Below are 24219 nucleotides of genomic sequence, written 5' to 3' on the forward strand. Positions count from 1 at the left end.
GCTGCAGCAACAGTTGCATACTTCATAATCAGGACATTTACGGTGCCTGGTAGAAACTCCCGAACCAGATTAACGGGATTATATGAAGTCATTTTGACGTCGACACACAGCCTAGCACTGCCGTAATACATGGATCAACAGGGACTTTTCCTAATAAGTGTCCGGTAACCAGTATAAAGCCTTGAGTTGACAGATATCACAAAGTGGCCGGTTAGTGCTTGCTAGTATCCGCCATAATTTGTATCCGGAGTATGAATTATGGAGCTGGTTTGTCCGGCGGGCAGCCTTCCGGCACTGAAGGCTGCTGTTGAAAATGGTGCCGATGCCGTTTATATCGGTTTTCGGGATGATACCAATGCCCGGCACTTTGCCGGCCTCAACTTTAATGAGAAAAGAGCACAACAGGCGCTGGACCATGCTCGAAGCCGCGGTGTAAAGCTGCTGGTGGCCATTAATACCTTTCCCCAGCCGGGACGCTGGGACAGCTGGAAGCGGGCCGTAGATAGTGCGGCCGATCTCGGCGCGGATGCCATTATTGCAGCAGATACCGGTGTGCTGGATTATGCTGCCAAACGTCACCCTGATACCTCGCTGCACCTGTCAGTTCAGGGTTCGGCAACCAGCAAGGCTTCACTGGCTTTCTATCAGAAACACTTCAATATCAAGCGGGCGGTACTGCCCCGGGTTTTGTCCCTGAAACAGGTGATCAAGCTGGCTGAAAATACGCCGGTTCCTCTTGAAGTCTTTGCCTTTGGCAGCCTGTGCATTATGGCTGAAGGTCGTTGCCTGCTGTCGTCTTATATGACCGGACAGTCACCCAATAATTTTGGCGCCTGTTCGCCGGCATCTGCGGTACGCTGGGAAGAAAAATCCGATGGTAGTCTGGACTGCCGTCTGAACGGTGTACTGACCGACCGTTTTGCGCCGGGAGAGCGTGCTGGTTATCCGACACTGTGCAAGGGCCGTTACAACTGTGATGGTAAAACCTTCCACGTTATTGAAGAGCCGGTCAGTCTGAATACCATGAACCTGCTGCCACAGTTGATGAAAGCAGGTATCTCTGCAGTGAAAATTGAAGGACGTCAGCGCAGCCCGGCTTATACGGCTGATGTTGCTCGTGTCTGGAGTCAGGCCATTGCCCGCTGCAAGGCCAACCCTGAAGGTTTTACTGTTGATAGTCAGTGGGAAGAAACCATGGCAGGCCTTTCCGAGGGCTCACAGACAACACTCGGCGCGTACAGCCGCCCCTGGCAGTAATAAGGAGAAAGGGATGCAGATTACACTGGGAACCATGCCATTCTTCTGGAAGCGGGATGAAGTACTGGCCTTTTACAATAAAGTGGCCGAACTGCCGGTAGAGCGGGTTTATTTGGGTGAGACCGTTTGCTCCAAGCGACGTGCACTCAATCTGAGCGACTGGCTGCAACTGGCAGAAATGCTGCAGGCTGCGGGTAAGGAAGTCGTGCTCAGTACACTGGGGCTGATTGAAGCAGAATCCGAGCTGAGCATGCTCAAGCGTATCTGTGAAAATGGCCGGTTTACCGTTGAAGCCAATGATATGGCGGCTGTTCACTACCTGTCCGAGCAGGGGCTGCCTTTCAGCTGTGGCCCCACCATGAATATTTACAATATTCACTCCCTGTCGCTGATGGCAAAGCTGGGCATGACCCATTGGGTGCCGCCTGTGGAAATGTCTGCCGAGCAGCTGGAGCTGTTGCTGGCAGAGGCAAAGCAGGCCGGGCTGAATATCAAGACTGAAGTCTTCAGCTGGGGCTTCCTGCCACTGGCCTATTCCGCTCGATGCTTTACCGCCCGGGCACGCAATACCCCCAAGGACAGCTGTGGCTTTGTCTGTGGTGAGTATCCGAAAGGCCTGCCAGCAGCCAGTCAGGAAAATGATGACGTATTTACCCTGAATGGCATCCAGACCCTGTCCGGTCGCCACTGTGACCTGCTGGGACAATGGCAGCAAATGCAGAAAATCGGCGTCACCGGCATGCGGATTGCGGCTGAACTGGATGCACCGGAAACCATTGAGCGCCTGCAGGGGTTATTACAGGGCAAGCAGGATTCAGTCTTGCCGGTCAATGCCTGTAATGGTTACTGGTTCGGTGATGCCGGCATGGAGCGGGTCAGCCTGTCCTGACTTCTGTACGAAAAAATGAACCCTTCGGCTGGCGGGATGGTCTTACTGGAAATACAGTTTAAGTAATGACACGTCCGTCAGACGAGGTGGATAGATGAGACAGAATACATGGATGCTGGCGTTGAGCGCCGTGATGGTCATGTTACTGGCCGGCTGTATGGCCGATTTGACTGGTACAGCTTATAGCCGGGGTGAGGCTCGTCAGGCCCAGACCGTACGCTATGGTACCGTCAAGGAGCTGGAGCTGGTCAAGATTGAAGGTACCCAAAGTGGCATCGGTGCTGCTACCGGCGCTGCGGTTGGTGGCATCGGCGGATCGGGGCTGGGTGGTGGCAAGGGAACCACAATTTATTCCATTGCCGGAGCGCTTGGTGGTGGCTTGCTGGGCAACTGGGCTGAGGAGCGGCTGACCCGTAAGCAGGGTGTGAATATTACCATTCAGCTGGACAATGGCGGCTACCTGTCGGTGGTTCAGGAAGTCGACCCGGCACAGAATTTTGCCATTGGTGCCCGTGTCAAAGTGTTGGATCAGGGCTCGGCAACCCGTGTGGTTCTGAACTGATCAGAGCGTCAGGGTAATACTCAAAGGCCCCTGTGATAATTGCTATCACAGGGGCCTTTTTGTCTAGTCGGATAAATAAGCGCGTGTCAGCCCCGTTTTTCCCTGGCGGCGTACAGACCAAACTGGCTGGCAGCCAGTATTTCTCCCTGCATCACATTGATATGGACCTTGAGTCGGCTTTTTCCTTTACTGTCCAGCCCCTGGTTAAAACGTTCAACCGACTCCTCGGCTGCCAGAGTGGCGACCACCTGAAAATCATCAGTGATGGGCTTGAGGTAGTCGATATTGCTGGATGCAATAACCACTGTGGCATCGATATTGTTATGAGCGGCCAGCAATGAAGTCAGCCCCCAGCCAGCCAGCGTGGCACAGGATACAATGCTACCAGCAAAGCCGGTGCCTTTATCATTGCTGTTGGGTGTGAGCGGGCAGGTAAGAGTGAGTGAGGGTGGTTGCAGAGTGAAGCCACTGACCTGAAGTGACATGGCCCGGCTCAATGGAATATTGTCCAGAATAAACTGCTCGAGTTCCTTTGCTGTCTTCATATCTGCTATACGCCTTTTCTTTCTGCTGTATACCCGTTGCAGGCATACTATGTAATCGGTGAATCAGGGCATTCACATCATTTATGAATCTGTGGCAGATGGTATGATCACGAGGCTTCTGTCGCAAGCTGTGACAGGATCAGGCCATAAAAAGCATGCGCTGGGTCAGCTTTTGAAAAGTGCCATCCAAGGTGATTCTGGCACTGGTTACAAAGTGCTATCTGCCAGCTGTAACCGGCAAACCAGCTGAACTCACGACTGACTGGAGCTGCCAGACGACAGCCGGTCGCTATCTCAAAGCAGCCAAAATGAAACAGATATCCGCCGGGGTTGCACTGGGTATGCAGATGCGAATCCTGCACCACAATACGCTGCTGGCTGGAGGTGATTTTGGCCTCACAGTGACGGCACAGTAGCCACTCTTCAGAACGACCAATAATGGTTTCAGAGGATGTTGACGAATGCTGTTGCGGAGCAGAGACTGGTGTCTCATTTGCCGGATGTCGTAGAAACAGTACGCTCATGGCTTCAGGGATCGTAGCGGAAACAACCATCAGAACATATACAAGACAATATCAGGTGCAATGAAATGCCGAAAAGTTATGTAATTGCTGCAGTGATTCTATCAATTCTGCTGCTGATACTCGGAATCAGTATCTGGAATACCGGCAGTGACCAGCCGGAGCCGGTAGAAATTGTACCGGAAGAAACCATCACTACCAGTGATGAGGCCGATAACGACTATTCTGCATGGCAGGAATTGCCGGAAGAAACGGAAGAACCTGAAACTCAGGATGTTACCCGGATTCTGTTTGAAGGCTTTGATGAAGAGTCTTTAGGTGAAGGGGCGCTGGATGGGGTCAATGTCCGGGAAGAGCTGTCTGGCAAGGTCTTGCTGGATGAAGAGATTGTTGAACAGGCCGCGCTTGAAAAAAACGAGTCGGAGCAGAACTGATGCACAACCCGCAACCGGATTGTCTGATCGAAGCAGAAGAACTGGCCCGTGCGCTGGAGCAGCAACAGCGGCTGGTTATTCTGGATACCCGCTTCAGCCTGATGGATAAAACCGCCGGATATCAGGCTTGGCAGCAGGCTCATATTCCCGGTGCTGTTTATGCCCATCTGGATGATCAGCTGTCATCACCCGTTATATCCGGAGTTACTGGTCGGCATCCGCTGCCGAACCCGGAACAGTTGGCCAGACTCTTGGGAACCTGGGGCATTGATCAGGAAACACCGGTTGTTATTTATGATCACGGTGGTGCAGCTATGGCCGCGGCCCGGGCCTGGTGGCTGTTGCGCTGGCTGGGGCACAGCAAGGTAAGAGTACTGCACGAAGGTATGAGCGGCTGGTTGAAACGTGAGCTGCCCCTGTCATCAGAGCGTGCTGCTGTTGAACCAAAACCATTTGCTGCTTCCGAGCAAACAGTGATGTTGGCGGAAGCCGATGAAATTGCAGCCTCTCTGGATAACGGCAGTATAAGGTTGCTTGATGCGCGCGGACCGGCCCGGTTCCGTGGCGAAGAAGAACCCATTGATCCGGTTGCCGGGCATATTCCCGGAGCTGTGTGCGTACCGTTTACCGATTGCTATGACGCCGATGGCCGGTTTCTTTCTGCAACTGCGTTGAAACAGCTGTTTGGCGAAGCCATTGCCGGCGCTGAAGATGTAGTCTGCTACTGTGGTTCAGGCGTAACTGCCTGTAATCTTCAATTGGCCATGGCTGTGGCCGGACTACCGGAAGCCCGGCTTTATGCGGGCTCCTGGAGTCACTGGATTACTGATCTTTCCCGTCCTGTCGCAACAGGCTCCTAGCGGCGGCAGGGCATCAGTTCACGAATACTGGAAGAACCGGCCAGGGCCAGAATCAGGGACTCTTTCGGTTGTGATCCCTGCAGGCGCAATGTGACCTCATACTGATCACGTTCGCCTTTCAGCTCTGCATCAAAACGGGTGATATTGAAACCCTGGCTCACAGTGGATTCCAGAATTTGTTCAAGACTGCCCGGAGCATTGTTGGCGACCAGCTTCAGGTTAAATTCGCTCATTTTCTTCCTTCCAGTTAAAACAGTGGCCATTTAAAAATTGAATGGCCCTGAACGACGAAGCCCCCGGACCTTGCGGTGCGGGGGCTTCGTGGTGTTCTTTGCTTCGGGTTTCAGTTTTTACCCGGCCACAACATGCCCCCGCTTGTCCCCATAATGGACATGCGTTTGGTCATCTTGGTGGTGCCGGTGATTGTTTTCATTATTTTGGAAACTGTTCTCGAAGCGTTATGTTTCGGTTAATACTGACGTTTTTGTCAGGTGCTAATCCCATCATGTTCACTGCAGGATTGCAAGCTCTTATTTGTCATGCCGGCTCAATTGTAGCAGCTAAACTGATGGACGACATTCCGATGGAGGTAATGGCATGCTGAGAGAAAAGCACAACCTGAATGATGATTTTCCCGGTCATATGGCCAGAATCACCGAACTGAAAGCAAGCGACGATGGCTTCAGGCAGTTGGTCAAACAGTACCATGAGCTGGATCACGAGGTGAGGGGGCTTGAGATGCGGGATGTTCCCTCCAGTGATGCCTATTTTGACGGTTTGAAACGACGCCGTGTCCATCTTAAAGATGAAATCTACCAGAAACTGTCCCGCTAGCTGATTGTCAGGCTGTCAGTGGCAGCCTGAACCCGTATGATCAGTCCTCTGTGTGACGGGGCTGTGCACTGCAACATTTTCTATGACTTGTTGTCCCAATATATATGACTTTTCAGACCCTTATTCGGGAAAAAGCCAGTAAGTGTACATTTTGTGTGGCTAGTACAGTTTTCCACTGTAGACACCCATATTCCATGCAGTAGACTAACCAGACAGTTAATTACGGCAAGGCTACTCTGAGTAACCCTGTCGTGGACAGTGTCTTCATTGCGCTGTCGTTTTGAGAGAAGTTGAGGAATCTAATGGGTTTATGGAGTCCCGAATCCTGGAGAAGCCGTCAGGCATATCAGATGCCTGAGTACCCCGATCAGGCTCGTCTGCAGGATGTGGAGTTGGAACTGGCAAAGCAGCCGCCGCTGGTTTTTGCCGGTGAAGCGCGCCAGCTGAAATCCCGTCTTGCCAGTGTTGCTGCTGGTCAGGGCTTTTTGCTGCAGGGTGGTGACTGTGCGGAAAGTTTTAGCGAGTTCTCGGCCACCAATATTCGGGATATGTTCAAAGTCTTGATGCAGATGGCGGTTGCCCTGACTTTCGGAGCCGGTGTGCCGGTGGTGAAAGTCGGGCGAATGGCCGGTCAGTTTGCCAAGCCACGCAGTAATCCGCTGGAAAACCGGGACGGGATCGAACTGCCGATTTACCGGGGCGATATCATCAATGCCACCGGCTTTACCAGCGAAGAGCGCATTCCTGATCCGCAGCGAATGCTGAAAGCCTATCACCAGTCTTCTTCTACCCTGAACCTGCTGCGCGCTTTTGCCCAGGGTGGTCTGGCGTCTCTGGATCAGGTTCATGCCTGGAATCTGGACTTTGTCGCTTCCAGCCCCCAGTCCGAACGCTACCAGCAGCTGGCCGAGAGAATCGATGAAGCGCTGGCCTTTATGAGAGCCTGTGGTATGACCACAGCCAATACCCCGGCACTGGCTGAAACCGATTTTTATACCTCTCATGAAGCACTGCTGCTGCCCTACGAACAGGCACTGACCCGTAAGGACAGCCTGACCGGTGACTGGTATGACTGCTCTTCCCATATGCTGTGGATCGGTGACCGTACCCGTCAGCCGGATGCGGCACATGTAGAATTCCTGCGTGGAGTTAAAAACCCGCTGGGACTGAAAGCGGGTCCGACCTTGCCGCCGGAGGAGCTGATTCGACTGCTGGATACCCTGAACCCAGACAACGAACCGGGACGCATCACCGTTATCGTACGAATGGGTGCCGGTAAAGTAGAGGAAGGACTGCCTCCTCTGATCCGGGAAGTTGAAAAGGAAGGTCGTAATGTCGTTTGGAGTTGTGACCCGATGCACGGCAATACCATCAGTACTGCCAACGGTTATAAAACCCGTGAGGTGTCTTCCATTCTGAAAGAAGTGAAGCATTTCTTCGAAGTGCATCAGGCTGAAGGTACTTATGCCGGTGGTGTCCACTTTGAGATGACAGGTCGCAATGTTACCGAATGTATTGGTGGCGCTCACGGCCTGACTGCAGAAAGCCTGTCCAGCCGTTATCACACTAATTGTGATCCGCGCCTGAATGCGGATCAGGCGCTGGAACTGGCTTTCCTGATCTCCGAGACCCTAAAAGCCTGCCGCAAGACTCAGCAGGCCTGAGGCATTTAACAGGATATTTGTCGGCTGGAAACGGGGTTCGGATATTACGCATCAAGAACCCTTTGACAGTCGGCGTTTGATCCTTAAAATACGCCCCATCTTTCGGAGCGTAGCGCAGCCTGGTAGCGCACCACATTCGGGTTGTGGGGGTCGGAGGTTCAAATCCTCTCGCTCCGACCATATTTAAAAGCCCTGCTTGATTTCAAGCAGGGCTTTTTTCGTTCAGGTCTATCAAGAAAATAATAAATTAAGAAATAGCCTGTACGAGCTTTCCGATTGAGTTATAGAGCACGGCGCTAATACCGAGATTCTGAACTTGCCTGTTTGAACAGCAGTAGTACATTAGAGTTATTGGCTTGCAACAGAGAAGGATCTCATTATGCAGACCGCTTATATGACTCTGATATTAATTTTAACCCTTGCCGTATTGGGAATAGGGATTCTGGACGTAAATACAGGTTCAGGGCATGCTTCGACCAATATTGAAGTTGCAGCCAGGATGCTGGATAGCAAGGCTGAATTTTGTCGGAGCTGCCGTTGATGAAGCGGCTCAAGGCGCTGTTAAAATATCCGGAATATTTGCTGTTTGGCTGTTATTACCATGCCTGTGAAATTATTGAATTCTGGCGGGTGGTATGGCGCTACTATCGGTATCCACGCTTTGCTCTTGCGGATAGTTTGATTCAGTTAAAGTATCTGTTCACCAACTCCGACCGCATCTGTTTCAATTACCTCAAACGTTTTTCTACCCGCGATGTTCAGCGCTGGTATGGGGAAACCTGGCTTTCTACATTTTCCAAAATATCTAAAGCAGCTGATATTAATCGTGAAGATCATTTATATGAGCTTGGATGTGGCCGTGGACGACTGGTGTTCTGGGCCAGTGAGGTGCTTGGGGTTAAAGCAACAGGCATTGATCTGAATCCGGTTTTTATTCGGAGGGCGGAATCTGTGCGATGCAGAATCAAAAGTCATCTTGCTCACTTTCGTTGTGAAAATATTATGCAGGCTGATCTTTCTGCCGCGACGGTTGTCTATCTTTACGGCACAGCATTTGAAGAAGAGGCTTTCCCGGGATTAACAACGCTACTGAAAACAACGGCTTCGGGCACCCGGATTATTACTGTGAGCTGGCCTGTGACTCGTCTGGTAGATGATGGCAGTTTTTCGACAGTTAAAGAAATCAGTGGTCGTTATCTTTGGGGAAAAGGGACGATCTACATTAGTGTCAGATCGTAAAGGTTTGCTTCGACCATCCAGAAAAACAACCCAGAATAACAACCGGAAACGAACTGATGCTTTATGTGGCCAACTGCGGATCCAAAGGGCGAGGCGTGCTCTCAACCAGAAAAATCGAGAGGGATGCATTAATCGAGCGTTGCCCGGTACTGGAGCTTCCTGCCAATGAACTGAAGCTGGTCGATAAAACCATGCTTTACCATTACTACTTCAGCTGGGGCAAGCAGGATAGCTGTGGCGCAATCGCACTGGGTTTGGGCTCGATGTACAACCACTCTTATACGCCCAATGCTGTCTATGTGCCAAAAATGGATGATCAGGTTATCGAGTTCATTGCAATTAAAACCATTCAGCCCAATATGGAAATCACGATTAATTACAATGGCTCACCCAATGATCAATCCCCTTTATGGGATAGCGACAAAATTCGGTGGGAAAAATAAGCGTTGGGATTTAAGGTCTGAGATGAAGGGATGTTATGCCGGAAGTTGCTGCGCGCATAAGTTCCGGCATGGCAAAGCTATTTAATAAAGCACTTAAGAGCGTTCTTTCAGGTGCTTGTCTGCTTCCTCGCAGAAAGTAGACAGGTTGCCCCAGCCTTGCTTCATTTGAGACTTTTTGTATTTCAGCAGCAGTTCAAAAGCGGCAGTTTTGTTCTTCAGCTCAATCCAGGTGGCAGCGGATTTCATGAGGGTACTCCAGAATTCTTGTTTTCTTCCATGATGGCTGGAAGGGGATGGTTTGAATTATATGGACTGCAATACCAGCTGAATAATCAATATAAATTCGAGGACCTATAAGCGCTGCTTATAAGTTAAGCGTCAGGGTGTTGTAGCCCATGCCAGACGGGAGTAGTGTGTGCGACCTGAGTTATTTGTGAATGCAGACATTAGTGACAAATGCATATTACCCTGCGCCAGCTACAGATCTTCAGAGCCATCGCCCAGAACGGTCGGGTGACCGCTGCAGCGAATCAACTGAGCATATCCCAACCAGCTGCCAGCATGGCGCTGAACGAGTTGGAAAAGCACTTAGGTCCACTATTTGACCGGCATCAGGGCGCATCCCTGACATTGAATGATTCGGGAAGGGCGCTGTTATCTTCCGCCAGTGAACTGGTTGACCGGGCTCAGGAAATTGAAAGCCAGTTTGTAGGCAGTGGCTATGAAACCGGCACTTTGAAAATCGATGCCAGTTCCACCATTGGCAATAACATCATGCCCAGGATGCTGGTGGCTTTTTCCGACCTGTACCCGGGCATTCATACCGATCTGCATATTGATAATACCCAGCGTATTGTCGAGCGGCTGGCGGGTTTCAAGATTGATATGGCTGTGGTGGAAGGTACCTGTCTGCACCCGGATATCGAAGTCCAGACCTGGGGAGAAGATGAACTAGTGATTATCTGTGCGCCGGATCACCCTTTGGCCAATACCGAGGTGGAGTTGGAGGCATTGCGTGATGAGCGCTGGATATTACGCGAGCCCGGTGCAGGCACACGTGATTTGTTTAATGAATTTATTGCTGGCCGGCTCGGTGCACCGAAAATCTGCTTACAGCTCAACCGTGCTGAAGCCGTTAAACAAGCTGTTGCGGATGGTCTTGGTCTGGGTTGTATTTCAAAACTGGCAGTGTGGCGGCTGGTGAAGGCCGGAGAGCTGGCCATTATCAATGTCAGTGATCTGGTGTTGAAGCGGCATTTCTATCTGTTGTTCAACAAAAAGAAATACCGCAGTGGTATGATTTGTAACCTGTCAGAATTTATTCTTCGACATCAGCCGTCAGCCGGCATGACAGCAGCAGATTTTCAATTTCATGCCACAGAGTCTTCTGCGCCGAATCTGTCGAATCAATAACCTCGATCCGACTGTCTGCGGCTTCGTCCAGTTCCAATACGCTTAACACGCCTTCCTGCATATTGAAGCCGCGGACACCCATATCGGTTTTAACAACCGCTTTCAGTCGCTTCACATCCAGGCTGTTAAACAACAGAAACAGTCTGTTAAAGGAAAACGCTACCGTATCTGCAAACAGCCAGCCGCAGCTAAAGTGAGCCTGTCCCTTGTTTTCCCGGCGCAGGAATTCTTCGCCCGGCTGTAGCTCAAGCGGGCCGATATCCGGCATGGCCTTATGATGCTTATGAGCGTCGGGCTTTGCTGCAGCGCGTGTTATCGCTGTCAGGTCAAGCCAGTCTTTATTGAGTTCGCCTTGAGAAACCTGGGTGACCAGTGCTTTGGGAGGCTGCTGATTGCTGCCAAAATCATCAAATGCCTGCAGCTGTTCTTCGGTACACTGGTCAGCTTTATTGGCAATCAGAACATCGGCCATGGCAATCTGATCCCTAAAGTTATCGTTTTCCAGATAACGCGGTTCTGCCAGCTGCCGCGGGTCGACCAGACAAAGCGTAGCCTTCAGATCCAGCACATCCTGATAATATTCCCCATGCAGAATATCCAGAATCTGGGCCGGGTGACCCAGACCTGTGGGTTCTATCAGAATCCGGTCGGGCTTGCTGCGGGCAATCAGCATATTCAGTCCGATCTGCATCGGCAGTCCTGCAACACAGCACATACAACCACCGGGCACTTCACGGATCACAGCACCTTTGCCCTGCATCATGGCACCATCGATACCGATTTCACCAAACTCGTTGACCAGAACGGCCCAGGTTTCATTTTCCGGTTTGTTTTCCAGCAGATGAAGAATGGCGGTTGTTTTACCAACACCAAGGAAACCGGTAATCAGATTGCAGGGAATAGGGTGTGACATGACTCGGGTACCTCTGAGAATGTTATAGTATAACGATTTGAGGTTGTGGCTGACTACCTGATGTTGAGTATATAAATCAGGCCATCTGACCTGACAGCGACATAAAGGCTGGTTAAGATAGCGCTCTTTTCAGACTAGAGATTTGATGTAATGGCAATTAACTGGTTTCCCGGACATATGCACAAGGCCCGCAAGGAGATTCGGGAAGCAATGCCGCAGGTGGATCTGATTATCGAGGTGCTGGACTCACGCTTGCCATTCAGTAGTGAGAATCCGCTAGTGCCCGGGCTGCGTGGTGATACCCCCTGTATCAAGATTCTGAATAAAAGTGATCTGGCAGACCCAGCGGTGACAGAAGCCTGGGTGAAAACCCTGGAACAGGATCGCGGTGTAAAAGCGATTGCACTGACCCAGCAACAGCCGGATAAAATCAAAAACCTGTTAAATGTTTGTCGTGAAATGGTGCCGGAACGTGAAGGTGATCTGAAGCCACTGCGGACCATGATTCTGGGTATTCCCAATGTGGGAAAGTCGACGCTGATCAATACCCTGGCAAACCGTAATATTGCCCGCACCGGCAACGAACCTGCGGTCACCAAGGCGCAGCAACGTATTCGCCTGGCGAACAATATTGTGCTGCATGATACCCCCGGATTTCTTTGGCCCAAGCTGACTCCGGAAGCCTGTGGTTATCGACTGGCCGTCAGTGGTGCGATCAAGAATACCGTGATCGAGCTGGAAGATGTGGCAATGTTTCTGGCGGAATATCTGCTGGAAGCATATCCGCAGCTGCTGGTAAAACGCTATAACCTGGATGAAGCGCCCCAAAGTGGTATTGAGTTGTTTGATGCGATTGGTCTGCGCCGTGGTTGTATGCGCCGGGGTGGTATTGCGGATACCTATAAAGTGGCCGAGATTCTGATCAATGAATTCAGGGATGGAACACTGGGCAATATAACTCTGGAAACGCCGGAGATGGTTACATCTCAACAGGCGTAACAGCGTCTTTTAAACACTGAAAAAAGCCTCAGACGAAAAATAATAATGGAGGCTTTTTTGATTCATTTTCATTCCACATCCGCTAAGCATAGATAGCTATCCTTCCCTGCACGCTATTACAAAATATAGGTTTGCCATATGTGTCATCAAACATTGGCAATATTTAAATATGCGCTCTCAGGAACACTGGCATTTATGTTTGTCAGTTTGTCATGGGCAGGAGTGCCTCCTCCAAATAATCCGGTTCAGCCTCTGGCAATATTGCAGGATCAGGATGCTATTCAAAAACTGTTGGGTGTTGATGAGGGCGCCAAAAGCATCAGGCTGACCGAGCTTACTCAAGATATACTCAGCTTCAGATTGGTTGCACCCTGGCATGCAGAATATATTGAATCCTGGTTGAAGCGGGAGTATGTAAAAGAGCTGGTTTGCTGGGGGCTTGAGCTTAAATGCCCGGAAAGTTTGATTGGTCTGGAGTCAGAAGAAAGATCAGAACCCTCTCACTATGTTAAAGGTAACGGAATATCGCTAACGCATGAAGATCTTGCAACGTTTAAAAGCAAGGTAGACTGGAATTCTTTTGTAAATATCTATGAGCCTCAGCGGCGGGCGGTCATTACCTCAGAGACCAACGCTTATCTGCTGCCCGGGGCATTGACCATTACCAAGCCACTTCACCTGTCCAGTAATGTTGCTGCAGATGACAAGAATGTGCAGGATCACTGGTACCACGGGCAACCGGTTTATATTCTGGGTGCGACCAATGATCAGCAATGGTTGTACTTGATGGCCGGGATAGATACGTCCGGCTGGGTTCATCGCAGGCATGTTTCTTTTGTGACTGATGATGTTATCAAAACATTCACTGCCAATATGGTGATGACCAAGTGCTGTGTGTCCGGTGTAAGCGAAAAATTTGGCAGTGAAATCAAACTGCAAAGGACGTCTCTTCTTTCAAGGCAGGGCGAACATGCCCCCTTCACTTATGTAACCGTTGTTCAGCACGTCTGTATTTCTGAGCGTGACAAACACCCGTTTAAAATTTTTCCAGCACAAATCGATTCTGTCACCCTGGAAGACTCAACATTTTGCCCAGTAACCGATGATGCACTGGTGCTTATTGAAGATCACCCTAGAACTCGTGATTTCTTTTTTGAGCGTTTGTTTGCTGTTATGCAGGGGATTGAGTTTTCCTGGGGGGGAGGGTGCAGGGAAGATGCGGTGGTTCCGGCCTGTGACACATCCAAATTTGTTCAAACAGTATGCCGGGATTGTATGGCTGTCGATATTCCAAGGAATTCCCAAGGTATTATTGAGCAGGTAAAGGGTGGTGATTTATTCGACCTTCCCTATGGAATGGCTCTGATTCGAAGCTATGAACATGAGGGTACCCTGATAATTGCATCAGCTGCTGCCTATGGATCTGAGCCTGTTACCAACTATGTAATTAATCTTCCCGGGGAGAGGAAGCAGGCAATCGGTTTATGTCATTCAAAACTGCCAACAGTCATTGGAAGCACGGATCAAAATATATTGCATAGACAATATGTCGTGGAGTTAATCCGGGAGCTTGGAACCACAGGTGATATTTTCGGTGGGCCCGGAGGAAAAATCTTTGTTTATCTTGGCAGTACAACAATCAATGACATCAGGCTCTTAGCAGAAGAAAAAATGACTGATGTCGATCGTGTATCGATTTTTTTTCCTGACGAGGATGGCTCTCAATCTGTACTACTGATGTCAGGGTGTCCGCTTGGAGGTTGGGCTCCGGACAGAAAGGCATGGGATATTACCGGTAGAGCCCATATTTTTGGTATTACTCCCGCCAGCCCTGTTGTGAATGTCTGGCTGGATAGCAAAATTCATGTGGTCAATGTATTAAAAGAAAGCTGGCTTGAGAAACTGTGGACGAAAAAGAAGGGCCACTCCTCAGATGCTGGTTAGGGCTATAGGGAGTTATCCTTTAAGTGTTAAAGCTGTGCGGTATTTCAGTGCCATATATCGGGCTATCCTCAATAGCCGTTTTCTGGAAAAATACCCGCCTTTCTGAAATGACGCCCCTTGAGTGCCCATGACCAAAACTGCTTCAACTCCTGATCTCTTCTCGTACCCCAAGTACTGGGCGGAATGCTATGGCACAGCACCGTTCCTGCCTATGTCCCGGGCAGAGATGGATGAACTGGGCTGGGACTCCTGTGACATTATCATTGTGACCGGCGATGCCTATGTCGACCATCCCAGTTTTGGTATGGCGGTGATTGGCCGTTTTCTTGAATCTCAGGGCTTCCGGGTGGGCATTATTTCCCAGCCTGACTGGAGCAATACCGAAGACTTTATGAAACTGGGCAAGCCGAATCTGTTCTATGGGGTGACGGCCGGCAATATGGACTCCATGATCAACCGCTATACCGCTGATCTGAAAGTCCGTAATGATGATGCCTACACGCCCAATGCCGAGCCGGGCAAGCGGCCAGATCGTGCTGTCATTGTATACAGTCAGCGCTGTAAGGAAGCCTACAGTGATGTGCCAGTGGTTATTGGCGGTATTGAAGCCAGCCTGCGCCGTATTGCCCAGTATGATTACTGGAGTAATGAGGTACGTCGCTCTGTATTGATGGATGCTACTGCAGATATTCTACTTTACGGTAATGCCGAGCGGGCAATGGCTGAAGTCGCCGATCGACTGGCTGCCGGGGTGGATATCAGAGACCTGAAGGATGTTCGTGGTACTGCTGTTATCCAAACTGCTGTGCCGAGCGGCTGGACAGAAATTGATTCGACCCGGATTGACTGGCCAAAAGATATCACCTCGATGGAGGAAGCTTTTGGTGGCAGCCCCTATGAATACAAGCAGGAATCTGAGTGTGACCAGAAGAAGACTGATGATGGGGTAGAAGCGGTAAAGATTATTCCGATGCCTCTACAAAGTCAGGTGCGTACGGAAACTGAAAATATCTACATTCGGCTGCCGTCGTTCGAGAAGGTGCGCAAGGATCCCTCTCTCTATGCCCACGCATCTCGGGTATTGCATCAGGAATCAAACCCGCATAACGCGCGTACACTGGTACAAAAGCATGGTAACCGTGAGTTGTGGGTAAACCCGCCTCCTATCCCGCTTGAAACCGAGGAAATGGATGGGGTTTTCGATCTGACATATCAGCGGGTACCGCACCCGTCTTATGGTAAAGCCAAGATTCCGGCGTACGATATGATCAAAACCTCGGTCAATATCATGCGTGGCTGTTTTGGTGGCTGTTCATTCTGCTCCATTACTGAGCATGAAGGCCGGATTATCCAGAGCCGTTCTGAAGAGTCTGTTCTGGCCGAGCTGGAAGATATGCGGGACAAGGTGCCCGGTTTTACCGGTCAGGTATCTGACCTCGGCGGACCAACAGCCAACATGTACCACCTGAATTGCAAGAGCAAGGAAATTCAGGCCGGTTGTCGTCGTCTGTCCTGTGTATTCCCCAAGATTTGCAGCAACCTTGAAACATCACACAAGCATACGACCCAGCTGTATCGGAAGGCGCGTGCTATTCCGGGTATCAAGAAAATCGCTATTGCCTCAGGTCTGCGTTATGACCTGGCGGTTGAAGATCCGGAATATATTGAAGAGCTGGTAACTCATCACGTTGGTGGTTATCTGAAGATTGCACCGGAGCATACCGAGAAGGGTACGCTGGATCTGATGATGAAGCCGGGCATGGGCACCTACGATGCCTTCAAGAAGATGTTCGACTTCTACTCAAAGAAAGCAGGTAAGAAGCAGTATCTGATTCCGTACTTTATTGCTGCTCACCCGGGCTGTGAAGATGAGGATATGCTAAACCTGTCGCTGTGGCTGAAGCGTAACAAGTTCCGGGTTGACCAGGTGCAGACCTTCTATCCGTCCCCAATGTCGCTGGCGACAGCAATGTATTACTCCGGCCGTAACCCGCTGAAAAAGGTCAGCTACAAGAGTGGTAAGCTTTATACGCCAAAGGACTATGAGCAGCGTCGCTTGCAGAAAGCCTTTCTGCGCTACCATGACGACAAGAACTGGGGCTACCTGCGCAATGCACTGAAAGAGATGGGCCGGACTGACCTTATTGGTAATGGTGATAACCAGTTGATTCCGGCTGAGGAGGGGCATGACCGGAATCGTCGGGGTGGTCATAAAAACACTCGCTCCAAAAAATCATCCGGTGGCTTCCAGAAAGCCCGTGGTGGACAGTGGGATGCTCGTAAGCCTCAGGGTAGAAAGCAAAGCCAGAGCAAATCAAGCTCCCACTCTGGAGGGGGTAATGGTTCAAATAAGAACCGAAATCAAACTGGGCGGAAAAGTAAAACAGGGTATCGTCCAGCCTAGGGCTTGATGATCAAAGCTGTAGTTTAAGAGCAGTATAAAAAATGGCTTTTTCCGGTTGTTCTAGGTAAAAGCCATTTTTTCAGGGAAATTTCGCTGTTATTGATTTATTATACACGTCAATGATCGACTATATTGTGGTGTAAATTATTAAAAACACACAAATTATAGCTGGAAAGAATAAAAAGTTTGGCCTATATCTATGTGAAAGTGTTAATAACGATATTAATTTTTAATAATGATGACGACTCTATTCCGTCTTGTTTGTTTTTTTATGGTCTTTTTTCCTTTTTCAATATCTGCTGATTATCTCTCTATTGATGAAGCCAAATATAATAAATTAATGTATTACAGTCTTTTAGATAAAAAAACAGGCGCTTTATATTTGCTTTGCAAAAGAGACACTAAAGAAAAAAATAAAGTCGTCGTGGTTCCTCCTGACAGATATGAATACATTCCGGAAGAGATGGTAAATCATTATTCTTTCTGTGTTCTGCCTAGAAGTGATATTGATATAGCTGATGTGCTCGAAGATTTTGTAGAGAATTGCTCAGTATATTTTTTGCCCTCGACGTATTATTTATCTCGTCCGGTGATGGTGCAGCTTGGTAATCAATATATAGGTGTAGAAGATCCAAATTTTAAAAAAGTACACAGAGTAATAAGCTGTTATGAATTATTCGGTTTATGCCAGCACAGTTATAAAGGGTTTGGAAGTGAGTATTATGTTGTGGCAGACCCTGAGAAGAAAAAAGCACAATCTGCTAGAGGAGTACCTTGCTTCATTGCAAAGGGGGAAGCTTTTAAAAAGGATCCGACTTTGTTTCATATGAGTTCTGGTTCATCTATGTCAATGTTGGATTTATCCTTGCCTAGTTTGTCTGTTGCAACTGTTTTGATGACCCGATTGCCTCTGGCATGTCAGGATGAACACATCAAACTATGTGATATCGCATTTGTTGGAAGCTATTCTGCTGGGTCTGCAGATTTGACTGAGAATGCAGATTTTATAATAGATAACTCTGGTAGGGATGCTGTCATAACAGAGAAAATGAAGCAGCGAAGGCAAAGTACTCATATCACTCTGGAGAAGGTGGATCTACTAAGATCTCTATCATGCTTCTTGCATGGAGCGAGTGGAAAGCCGTTACTTTATGAATTGCTAAAAGTATTTGCAGAATGGATTGATGCCCGACATCCTTACGTTATCCCTCTGTTTTGTCAGGCTCTCCAGCATAGTTTCTTTCCAGATTTTCCTGCGCTTCCAAATTCGAGGAATCCATGGCTGCAACCCTCGGCCCTTGCGTGTGTTCGAGGAGCTTATCATGCAGGTCTTGATATTGGAGATATTGATGAAGGTTCAGCGATGTCTTTTATTACAGGTTTTCTTGGTGTTGGAAGTTTATCTGCGTCCAGTAAAGTAATTGTTCTGGAGCTGAATGAGCGGTTTTCCAGAAAAAGGGATATGAGCAATTTTTCATGGCTGCTATCTGGCGGGGGAAAAGCTTCAATTATTGATTTTAAATGTTTGCAATATGAAAAAGTATCTTTGCAGTCAGATTGCTCAAGACCAACTGCAGCATCGGTTGTTGGTGTTGAAACAAACTCTCCTTTGGTTCTCAGTGATGGTGACTTCAGAAGATTGACATCACACTTCCCTCCACACCTCAAGATGAAAGCAAGGCAGGGATTTGATGAAGTAATTGGTTGTGTACTCTTTAGTGGGAGTAATAGTGAGATTAAATCTGAGGGCAGAATGACTTTTTTTCGAGAAGTTAACTCAGGGCTTGCTACAAGCTTTATTGATTTTTTTATTCATTCTCATAGTGAAATCAGGGCTCAAATTCAACCCATAATCCAGAGATGGAGGCCGAGGGTGTTGGATGAAGAGAGTGGGATATTAAAAGGATCAACTGCCTATCGCCTTCTGTTTTCAATTTGCACTGAAATGAAAAAGGCGGGACATACTTCGTTCCGATTACAGCAGTTTTTAGGTTTGCTTGATTTTTTTGATGAGGGAAGTTTCAGGTTATTAATTCTAGAGAAGCTCAATCAACACCTATGTAGGGTTCCTGGTGTTAATCAGGTGAGAGGTGATAGTTATGGCAGAGATTTGAGTCTTATCTTTGCAAATAAAGAGGCGGCTAAGAAACTGGAAACATTTTTGGGAAGCCAGCGTTACTGGAATGATTTGACCGACCCCAGAACTGAAGATTACAGTGAAGCCTGTGTCCTTCATCAGTTGTTGATAGCTTACGTATCGAATGTTGACGGGATATTAGTTGAAAGGTTATTTCAGTCATGGAAGGTACAACTTGAAACCTCCCTGAAGCGAACTCAATCCATGCGTAGTGTGCGTGATGTCTCAACCAGTAATCTTAAATTCTCAACTGGAAGCCTGGACCGAAAAGACTGGAGATCCAGCTCTTTACGACTATCTCAACCGTTTCATTCTTCGAAAAGTGGTTCAAGTAATGGTGCGGGAACTCATGTAAGCCTCTCTGGTACTGAGAAGCGTCGAGCAGTAACAGCGAAAGAGTCAGTGGGTTCCAGAACCGATGCAGAGACTTTGACTGAAACTGTGAAGGTGCTCATACGAGCTACCAATGCAAAGGATCTTATATATAAACTGCTGGTAGATCTCTGCCTTAAACGTGGTAAAACCATAGAGCTAGCTCAGGCACTGAAAGATGGTTACGGGTTGATGCCTGAAACAGCAGAAGCTGTAATTGCGCTGAAGGGTAAGCCAGAAAGGAATAGATTAACCATGCTGATTGACGGATTTTTTGAAGCAGGGGGAGATGCCAAAGAACTTGTCACCGCACTACAGAGCGTACTCAAAGGTAACGCTCTGGCCATTAAAAACCTGTGTTCATCAGCCATCATGCTTCAAAAGGATGTCGGGATTTGATGTAGGGGCGGTTACTTTTCTTATAATAATAGTAACGGCCCCTGTAGGATCAGTTTATCGTGCGGGCTACGCCCAATAGTGCATTGCCTAGCTTCAGATTGGCTTGATCGACTGCTTTTCGATTGATAGTAATTGTTACCTTGCTGCCAGTTCTGATCAGGGCAATCATTCCGCCCTGGGTCAGAAACTGTTCGGAGTCCCCAATAGTCAGTAACGGATAGTTACCTATACGCTGCATGATGGCATTGAGATCCAGTTTGGATGCGTGGGGAATGTACAGCATGTCGCATAGCCGATGAAGGGGCGCTGAGGTTTTCTTGTGTGTAACGGATATACGGCGACCCTCGGTTAATTTTCCATCCATCTTTTTCAGTGCAAGGTTGATATTTTCATCTCCCATCAGGCACACCGACAAGTTGGATATGCGCTGTGGCCAGGTAATCGATTGGGTGATCTTAAAAACCATTGCAGCTTTGATTTTTTCTTCTTTCGAGATGGCTGTTGCAGCTTCTGCCCGAAAAGTCAGAAAGGCAAAAATCAAAACCAGCGCAATTGCGGTTGCCAGATGAATGACCGAATGAGTTGTCCGTGGTCTAGTCAGCATGTCACTGATCTCCTTCATTCGGTTAGAACTGCCAGCGAATCTGGGCGTACCAGGATTCTTCGATCTGGGTTGGTACTATTCCGGTGAAGCTCTCGGTGAACTCTTGTCGGCGATTTTCAAAAATATTTTGACCAACCAGAGAAACCTCAATATTTTCATTGATCTGTTTTGCAATCCGTAGATCAAGTGCGGTATTGGCTTTGACTCTGGCGTTCTTCAGATTGTCGATATACCGCACCCATGCATCAAAGTACCAACCATTGGGAAGGTTCATGCTGGAACGTAGATTGGCAACATTATGAGCACTCAGGTCTTCAATCAGGTTTTCGTTTTCCTGAGGAATTGTGCCATTTTTCGGGCGTTTGGCGTCTACCTGTAACCAGCTGTAGTTTACCTGCAGCTTCCACCACTCATTTACCTGCCAGTCTGCAGCGAACTCCAGACCATAGGTTTTGGCTTCGAGGTTATTATTAAAAGTGGTCGGGAAATCCAGATAGGCTGGATTCAACGGGTTATTCGTACAAGCTGTTACAGTCAGTGGTGGATTAGCTGTATCAGGATATGGGAAGGCAATAGCGTTATTGAATACACATTGATTTGATCCAATGTACTGAATCAGGTCTTTGTATTCGTTATAAAAGCCGGTGATATCAATACGAAGGTTATCTGCGAACAGCTCCCGGTAACCCAGTTCAAAAGCCGTCAGCTTTTCGGATTTGACATCATCATTACCCTTGATCGAGAACATGGTAGGAATCGGCAGAGTGCCTACCCGGTAAAAGGTAATGCCCTTGGTTTCGACGGCATGTTCACTGACAGAAGGTGTTTTGACGGCTCTCGATACAGCAGCCCAGAAAGTGCGGTTTTCAGTGGCTTTCCAGGCAATACGGGCATTGGGTTGAAATTCATAACCAGTGTAATCATTGTGCTCCAGTCGACTACTGAGAGTCAGCGTCCAGTCCGGGGTCAGGGTGATATCATCCTGGATAAAGGCACTGTACAGCTGGTCAAACCGGTGCTTGTCCATTTTGTTTTTGTCGTACAGCGTGATATGACGCATATCGCTGACTTCATACCAGGTACCGCGGTAGCTTAAGCCCCAAACCAGATCGTGACTGCCCCAGAGCTTTGCATAATGCTGAAATTCTATTTCAAAGGTATCGCGCTTCTCGGTAATGCGATAATCAAAATTCTGATAATTATCGTAAACGGCACGGATGGAATAATCACTGGTATCGCTGGGAGCAAACTTCCAGTTTCCAATCAAATTGCCACCCTTTTGGTCCCGGTCCTGATCAGTAAAGGTCTGAACCCCTTTGGCCGGCTGGTTTTCATCAAAGATCATCAAGGCCGGGCGAGTAGTACCTTCATAGATATCACCCTGAAATGACCAGGATGTGTCGTCATCTGTTTTCCATTCAGCCTTGAAGCCGGCCCGGTCCATCTTCCAGTCATCGCGGGCATCAGAACCGTCGGCATTGGCATTTCCATCCCGGTTAAAAGTTTTGACGTAAACCCGGTAAAAGCCTTCGGTCCGGTCCGAACCGAATGTGCCGCCATAGCGATAAGCACCAAAAGCTTTTTCTTCAGAACCACCACCGGCAGAAATCAGACTTCCCTGGGTATCTGCAGCTTTTTTGGTAATAATGTTGATCACGCCATTAACAGCATTGGAGCCCCACAGGGCTGCTCCGGGACCCCGAATTACCTCAATCCGGTCAATATCTTCCAACATGGTGTCCTGAACATCCCAGTTCACCCCGGAAAACATCGGAGAATAAATGGTGCGGCCATCAATCAACACTAATAGTTTGTTGGCAAATACATAGTTGAAGCCCCTGGAACTGACACTCCAGGTATTGGCATTGAGCTTGGCTACCTGTAGTCCCGGTACCATCCGCAGGGCATCCGGAATGGTGGTAACCCCCGAGCGGCGGATATCCTCGTCAGTAACCACATAAATCGCGGCAGCAGAATCCATTTGCCGCTGCTGCTTGCGCGATACCGAGGTGACATCGGGAATATCAAGAGCTATCAGCTCCTGCAGGCTGTATTCAAAGAAGTCATCATCCGCAGTCTCGGCCTGAACTGCAGTGGCCAGGGCAATACTGGCGGCCAGAAGTGATGGCAGGGCGCGCTTGCTCAATGTTCCTCTCCATGGAATCGCTCGAGCACAGCTTGAAGCTTCGGGCAAATTAATAAGGGGCTATTATTAAAAATCTAGTGCATATTCCCGGCCTCTGCCTCAACATCCCATAACTCTGATCACCGTGTTTTTACGGTTGTTTTGTTCGGCTACCCCTGTAAGATTCAGCCCATTTTCCCCCAGTTCTCCGGATTTGATAATGGAAACACAGACCCAGACAGCGGAACAGCCGCAGTTCAGCACGCTTGGCTTGCATGAGCGGCTGATTCGTGGCTTAGAAGATCTCAAATATGAGCAGCCGACCCCGGTACAGGCTCAGACCATCCCGGCAGTGCTGGAAGGGACTGACCTGATGGTGGGTGCTGAAACCGGCAGTGGTAAAACAGCAGCGTTCATCCTGCCGATTTTGCACCGGCTTCATACCAATCCTGCGCCCAAATCCGGTACCCGGGCGTTGGTACTGGTTCCTACCCGGGAGTTGGCCCGGCAGGTGGAAAAGCAGTGTGAAAAGCTGGCGCGCTTCACTTATATCAAGTCAGGCATGATTATCGGTGGTGACAGTTTCAAGTTTCAGGCTTCCATCTTCCGTAAAAACCCGGAAATCATTATTGCGACCCCGGGACGCCTGATGGAACATCTGGAAAAAGGCACCCCGGACTTTAAGGATCTGGAAGTGCTGGTACTGGATGAAGCAGATCGAATGCTGGATATGGGCTTTGGTGCCGATGTGCTGACCATTGCCGGCCGTTGCCCTGAAGCCCGGCAAACCCTGCTGTTCTCGGCCACGATGAAACAGAAGGGCATGCAGGATATGACCGAGCAGGTACTGCAGAACCCGCAGACCATTATTCTGAATACTGCCCGTGATCCGCATGAGAACATTCGTCAGCAGATTATTCTGGCAGATGATCTGCAGCACAAAGACAAGCTGCTGGACTGGCTGCTGAATAACGAAACCTATGAAAAGGCTGTCGTTTTCACCAATACCCGGGTTCAGGCCAACCGTCTGAATGGCCTGGTGCGCTATAACAAGCACCGGGCTGCTGCTCTGCATGGAGAAATGACCCAGGATGAGCGCAACAAGGTCATGCAGAACTTCCGTGAAGGCCGGATTAATGTGTTGATAGCCACAGACGTTGCAGCACGTGGTCTGGATGTGAAGGGCATTGATCTGGTTATAAACTTGGATATGGCCCGTAATGGCGATGACTATGTTCACCGTATCGGGCGTACTGGCCGTGCCGGTGAACAGGGACTGGCGGTGACCTTTATCAGCCCGCCCGAATGGAATCTGATGGTTGGCATTGAGCGCTACCTGAAGGTGAAATTCGAGCGCCGGGCGATTGAAGGACTGAAAGGTCATTACAAAGGACCCAAGAAGGTCAAGGCTTCCGGCAAGGCCGCGGGTCGTAAAAAGAAACCGGGTGGCAAGAAGCGTCAGGAAGAACTGGGCAAACAACGCCATCGGGATAAAAAGAATATTGGCAAACGTCGTACACCTGCGGTCAAGCCTCAGGCTTCAGGTGGTGAGAACAAAACCGCTGACGGTAACGCTCCTGTGCGCAGGAAGAAGCCTGCAGCCAAGCTGGTTGATGCCGGTTTTGAACCGATGAAGCGTAAAAAGAAAGATTAAGGCTCGA

The 24219-nt window shown here is 49.1% G+C and carries 22 protein-coding genes, 1 tRNA gene and 1 riboswitch; of the genes, 16 read left to right on the forward strand and 7 right to left on the reverse strand.

The genetic code is table 11. The features are described from left to right. Positions 1 to 5 precede the first annotated feature (5 nt). A riboswitch (purine riboswitch) is annotated at positions 6 to 106 on the reverse strand. Between the two features lie 152 nt (positions 107 to 258). From ubiU to ACYZZ0_RS12110, 3 genes are all read left to right on the forward strand, one after another. Next, positions 259 to 1257 carry a ubiquinone anaerobic biosynthesis protein UbiU gene (gene ubiU, locus ACYZZ0_RS12100; RefSeq protein ID WP_461536888.1) on the forward strand — a complete coding sequence of 333 codons (999 nt, stop codon included), beginning with the start codon at positions 259 to 261 and terminating at the stop codon, positions 1255 to 1257. 13 nt (positions 1258 to 1270) lie between these two features. Continuing rightward, positions 1271 to 2146: a U32 family peptidase gene (locus tag ACYZZ0_RS12105; protein ID WP_461536889.1), complete on the forward strand. Its 876-nt coding sequence runs from the start codon at positions 1271 to 1273 to the stop codon at positions 2144 to 2146. 94 nt (positions 2147 to 2240) lie between these two features. After that, positions 2241 to 2708 carry an outer membrane lipoprotein gene (locus ACYZZ0_RS12110; RefSeq protein WP_461536890.1) on the forward strand — a complete coding sequence of 156 codons (468 nt, stop codon included), beginning with the start codon at positions 2241 to 2243 and terminating at the stop codon, positions 2706 to 2708. Between the two features lie 86 nt (positions 2709 to 2794). On the opposite strand, the gene ACYZZ0_RS12115 is transcribed toward ACYZZ0_RS12110, so the two are convergent. Both ACYZZ0_RS12115 and ACYZZ0_RS12120 read right to left on the reverse strand, forming a co-directional pair. Then, positions 2795 to 3253, reverse strand: a complete 459-nt coding sequence (locus tag ACYZZ0_RS12115; protein WP_461536891.1) for a YiiD C-terminal domain-containing protein — start codon at positions 3251 to 3253, stop codon at positions 2795 to 2797. Positions 3254 to 3360: 107 nt separating this feature from the next. Then, complete coding sequence (locus ACYZZ0_RS12120; protein WP_461536892.1) at positions 3361 to 3807, reverse strand: cereblon family protein; 447 nt, start codon at positions 3805 to 3807, stop codon at positions 3361 to 3363. 35 nt (positions 3808 to 3842) lie between these two features. Between ACYZZ0_RS12120 and ACYZZ0_RS12125 the strand changes: the two genes are divergently transcribed. Beyond that, positions 3843 to 4208: a hypothetical protein gene (locus tag ACYZZ0_RS12125; RefSeq protein WP_461536893.1), complete on the forward strand. Its 366-nt coding sequence runs from the start codon at positions 3843 to 3845 to the stop codon at positions 4206 to 4208. After that, positions 4208 to 5068 (forward strand): sulfurtransferase, encoded by an 861-nt coding sequence (locus ACYZZ0_RS12130; protein ID WP_461536894.1) that lies wholly within the window; start codon positions 4208 to 4210, stop codon positions 5066 to 5068. The genes ACYZZ0_RS12125 and ACYZZ0_RS12130 overlap by 1 nt, the downstream gene beginning before the upstream one ends. Here ACYZZ0_RS12130 and ACYZZ0_RS12135 read toward each other — a convergent pair. After that, on the reverse strand, positions 5065 to 5301 hold the full coding sequence (locus tag ACYZZ0_RS12135; protein WP_461536895.1) for a hypothetical protein: 237 nt from the start codon (positions 5299 to 5301) through the stop codon (positions 5065 to 5067). The two genes, ACYZZ0_RS12130 and ACYZZ0_RS12135, sit on opposite strands and share 4 nt — an antisense overlap. A gap of 364 nt (positions 5302 to 5665) precedes the next feature. On the opposite strand from ACYZZ0_RS12135, the gene ACYZZ0_RS12140 reads away from it, so the two are divergent. The 5 genes from ACYZZ0_RS12140 to ACYZZ0_RS12160 all read left to right on the forward strand — a co-directional run bounded on the left by ACYZZ0_RS12140 (position 5666) and on the right by ACYZZ0_RS12160 (position 9248). Continuing rightward, positions 5666 to 5902, forward strand: coding sequence for a YdcH family protein (locus ACYZZ0_RS12140; RefSeq protein ID WP_461536896.1), 237 nt, complete (start codon positions 5666 to 5668; stop codon positions 5900 to 5902). Between the two features lie 302 nt (positions 5903 to 6204). Next, the gene (locus ACYZZ0_RS12145; protein WP_461536897.1) at positions 6205 to 7566 is read left to right on the forward strand and encodes a class II 3-deoxy-7-phosphoheptulonate synthase; all 1362 of its coding nucleotides are present in this window, start codon (positions 6205 to 6207) and stop codon (positions 7564 to 7566) included. 103 nt (positions 7567 to 7669) lie between these two features. After that, positions 7670 to 7746: transfer RNA gene (locus tag ACYZZ0_RS12150), tRNA-Pro, on the forward strand. A gap of 360 nt (positions 7747 to 8106) precedes the next feature. Then, positions 8107 to 8805 (forward strand): SAM-dependent methyltransferase, encoded by a 699-nt coding sequence (locus ACYZZ0_RS12155; RefSeq protein ID WP_461536898.1) that lies wholly within the window; start codon positions 8107 to 8109, stop codon positions 8803 to 8805. 56 nt (positions 8806 to 8861) lie between these two features. Continuing rightward, positions 8862 to 9248 (forward strand): SET domain-containing protein, encoded by a 387-nt coding sequence (locus tag ACYZZ0_RS12160; protein WP_461536899.1) that lies wholly within the window; start codon positions 8862 to 8864, stop codon positions 9246 to 9248. 93 nt (positions 9249 to 9341) lie between these two features. Here ACYZZ0_RS12160 and ACYZZ0_RS12165 read toward each other — a convergent pair whose 3' ends face one another. Continuing rightward, positions 9342 to 9494 (reverse strand): hypothetical protein, encoded by a 153-nt coding sequence (locus ACYZZ0_RS12165; RefSeq protein ID WP_461536900.1) that lies wholly within the window; start codon positions 9492 to 9494, stop codon positions 9342 to 9344. A gap of 210 nt (positions 9495 to 9704) precedes the next feature. Between ACYZZ0_RS12165 and ACYZZ0_RS12170 the strand changes: the two genes are divergently transcribed. Next, positions 9705 to 10661 carry a LysR substrate-binding domain-containing protein gene (locus tag ACYZZ0_RS12170; RefSeq protein WP_461536901.1) on the forward strand — a complete coding sequence of 319 codons (957 nt, stop codon included), beginning with the start codon at positions 9705 to 9707 and terminating at the stop codon, positions 10659 to 10661. Here ACYZZ0_RS12170 and ACYZZ0_RS12175 read toward each other — a convergent pair. Next, positions 10567 to 11574, reverse strand: coding sequence for a CobW family GTP-binding protein (locus ACYZZ0_RS12175; protein ID WP_461536902.1), 1008 nt, complete (start codon positions 11572 to 11574; stop codon positions 10567 to 10569). The two genes, ACYZZ0_RS12170 and ACYZZ0_RS12175, sit on opposite strands and share 95 nt — an antisense overlap. A gap of 150 nt (positions 11575 to 11724) precedes the next feature. Here ACYZZ0_RS12175 and ylqF point away from each other — a divergent pair, with 150 nt between their 5' ends. The 4 genes from ylqF (at position 11725) to ACYZZ0_RS12195 (ending at position 19829) form a co-directional block, all read left to right on the forward strand. After that, entirely contained in the window at positions 11725 to 12573 is an 849-nt protein-coding gene (gene ylqF / locus ACYZZ0_RS12180; RefSeq protein ID WP_461536903.1) for a ribosome biogenesis GTPase YlqF, read from the forward strand. A 195-nt stretch (positions 12574 to 12768) separates the two neighbouring features. Further along, complete coding sequence (locus ACYZZ0_RS12185) at positions 12769 to 14517, forward strand: hypothetical protein (RefSeq protein WP_461536904.1); 1749 nt, start codon at positions 12769 to 12771, stop codon at positions 14515 to 14517. Positions 14518 to 14644: 127 nt separating this feature from the next. Then, positions 14645 to 16921, forward strand: coding sequence for a YgiQ family radical SAM protein (locus tag ACYZZ0_RS12190; protein WP_461536905.1), 2277 nt, complete (start codon positions 14645 to 14647; stop codon positions 16919 to 16921). Between the two features lie 235 nt (positions 16922 to 17156). Further along, on the forward strand, positions 17157 to 19829 hold the full coding sequence (locus ACYZZ0_RS12195; RefSeq protein ID WP_461536906.1) for a hypothetical protein: 2673 nt from the start codon (positions 17157 to 17159) through the stop codon (positions 19827 to 19829). Between the two features lie 49 nt (positions 19830 to 19878). Here the strand turns inward: ACYZZ0_RS12195 and ACYZZ0_RS12200 are convergent, their stop codons facing one another. Both ACYZZ0_RS12200 and ACYZZ0_RS12205 read right to left on the reverse strand, forming a co-directional pair. Beyond that, positions 19879 to 20433 carry a YfiR family protein gene (locus ACYZZ0_RS12200; protein ID WP_461536907.1) on the reverse strand — a complete coding sequence of 185 codons (555 nt, stop codon included), beginning with the start codon at positions 20431 to 20433 and terminating at the stop codon, positions 19879 to 19881. A gap of 22 nt (positions 20434 to 20455) precedes the next feature. Further along, entirely contained in the window at positions 20456 to 22579 is a 2124-nt protein-coding gene (locus ACYZZ0_RS12205; RefSeq protein WP_461536908.1) for a TonB-dependent receptor plug domain-containing protein, read from the reverse strand. Positions 22580 to 22778: 199 nt separating this feature from the next. On the opposite strand from ACYZZ0_RS12205, the gene ACYZZ0_RS12210 reads away from it, so the two are divergent. Further along, complete coding sequence (locus ACYZZ0_RS12210; protein WP_461536909.1) at positions 22779 to 24212, forward strand: DEAD/DEAH box helicase; 1434 nt, start codon at positions 22779 to 22781, stop codon at positions 24210 to 24212. Positions 24213 to 24219 lie beyond the last annotated feature (7 nt).

Origin of the sequence: Spongorhabdus nitratireducens (genome assembly GCA_947387575.1) — a bacterium.
Classification (GTDB): domain Bacteria; phylum Pseudomonadota; class Gammaproteobacteria; order Pseudomonadales; family Endozoicomonadaceae; genus CANDOC01.

Bases quoted from the DNA above. Each gene is read 5' to 3' on its own strand.
- ubiU (WP_461536888.1), top strand. From the start codon at position 259: ATGGAGCTGGTTTGTCCGGCGGGCAGCCTTCCGGCACTGAAGGCTGCT.
- ACYZZ0_RS12105 (WP_461536889.1), top strand. From the start codon at position 1,271: ATGCAGATTACACTGGGAACCATGCCATTCTTCTGGAAGCGGGATGAA.
- ACYZZ0_RS12110 (WP_461536890.1), top strand. From the start codon at position 2,241: ATGAGACAGAATACATGGATGCTGGCGTTGAGCGCCGTGATGGTCATG.
- ACYZZ0_RS12115 (WP_461536891.1), bottom strand. From the start codon at position 3,253: ATGAAGACAGCAAAGGAACTCGAGCAGTTTATTCTGGACAATATTCCA.
- ACYZZ0_RS12120 (WP_461536892.1), bottom strand. From the start codon at position 3,807: ATGGTTGTTTCCGCTACGATCCCTGAAGCCATGAGCGTACTGTTTCTA.
- ACYZZ0_RS12125 (WP_461536893.1), top strand. From the start codon at position 3,843: ATGCCGAAAAGTTATGTAATTGCTGCAGTGATTCTATCAATTCTGCTG.
- ACYZZ0_RS12130 (WP_461536894.1), top strand. From the start codon at position 4,208: ATGCACAACCCGCAACCGGATTGTCTGATCGAAGCAGAAGAACTGGCC.
- ACYZZ0_RS12135 (WP_461536895.1), bottom strand. From the start codon at position 5,301: ATGAGCGAATTTAACCTGAAGCTGGTCGCCAACAATGCTCCGGGCAGT.
- ACYZZ0_RS12140 (WP_461536896.1), top strand. From the start codon at position 5,666: ATGCTGAGAGAAAAGCACAACCTGAATGATGATTTTCCCGGTCATATG.
- ACYZZ0_RS12145 (WP_461536897.1), top strand. From the start codon at position 6,205: ATGGGTTTATGGAGTCCCGAATCCTGGAGAAGCCGTCAGGCATATCAG.
- ACYZZ0_RS12155 (WP_461536898.1), top strand. From the start codon at position 8,107: ATGAAGCGGCTCAAGGCGCTGTTAAAATATCCGGAATATTTGCTGTTT.
- ACYZZ0_RS12160 (WP_461536899.1), top strand. From the start codon at position 8,862: ATGCTTTATGTGGCCAACTGCGGATCCAAAGGGCGAGGCGTGCTCTCA.
- ACYZZ0_RS12165 (WP_461536900.1), bottom strand. From the start codon at position 9,494: ATGAAATCCGCTGCCACCTGGATTGAGCTGAAGAACAAAACTGCCGCT.
- ACYZZ0_RS12170 (WP_461536901.1), top strand. From the start codon at position 9,705: ATGCATATTACCCTGCGCCAGCTACAGATCTTCAGAGCCATCGCCCAG.
- ACYZZ0_RS12175 (WP_461536902.1), bottom strand. From the start codon at position 11,574: ATGTCACACCCTATTCCCTGCAATCTGATTACCGGTTTCCTTGGTGTT.
- ylqF (WP_461536903.1), top strand. From the start codon at position 11,725: ATGGCAATTAACTGGTTTCCCGGACATATGCACAAGGCCCGCAAGGAG.
- ACYZZ0_RS12185 (WP_461536904.1), top strand. From the start codon at position 12,769: ATGTTTGTCAGTTTGTCATGGGCAGGAGTGCCTCCTCCAAATAATCCG.
- ACYZZ0_RS12190 (WP_461536905.1), top strand. From the start codon at position 14,645: ATGACCAAAACTGCTTCAACTCCTGATCTCTTCTCGTACCCCAAGTAC.
- ACYZZ0_RS12195 (WP_461536906.1), top strand. From the start codon at position 17,157: ATGATGACGACTCTATTCCGTCTTGTTTGTTTTTTTATGGTCTTTTTT.
- ACYZZ0_RS12200 (WP_461536907.1), bottom strand. From the start codon at position 20,433: ATGCTGACTAGACCACGGACAACTCATTCGGTCATTCATCTGGCAACC.
- ACYZZ0_RS12210 (WP_461536909.1), top strand. From the start codon at position 22,779: ATGGAAACACAGACCCAGACAGCGGAACAGCCGCAGTTCAGCACGCTT.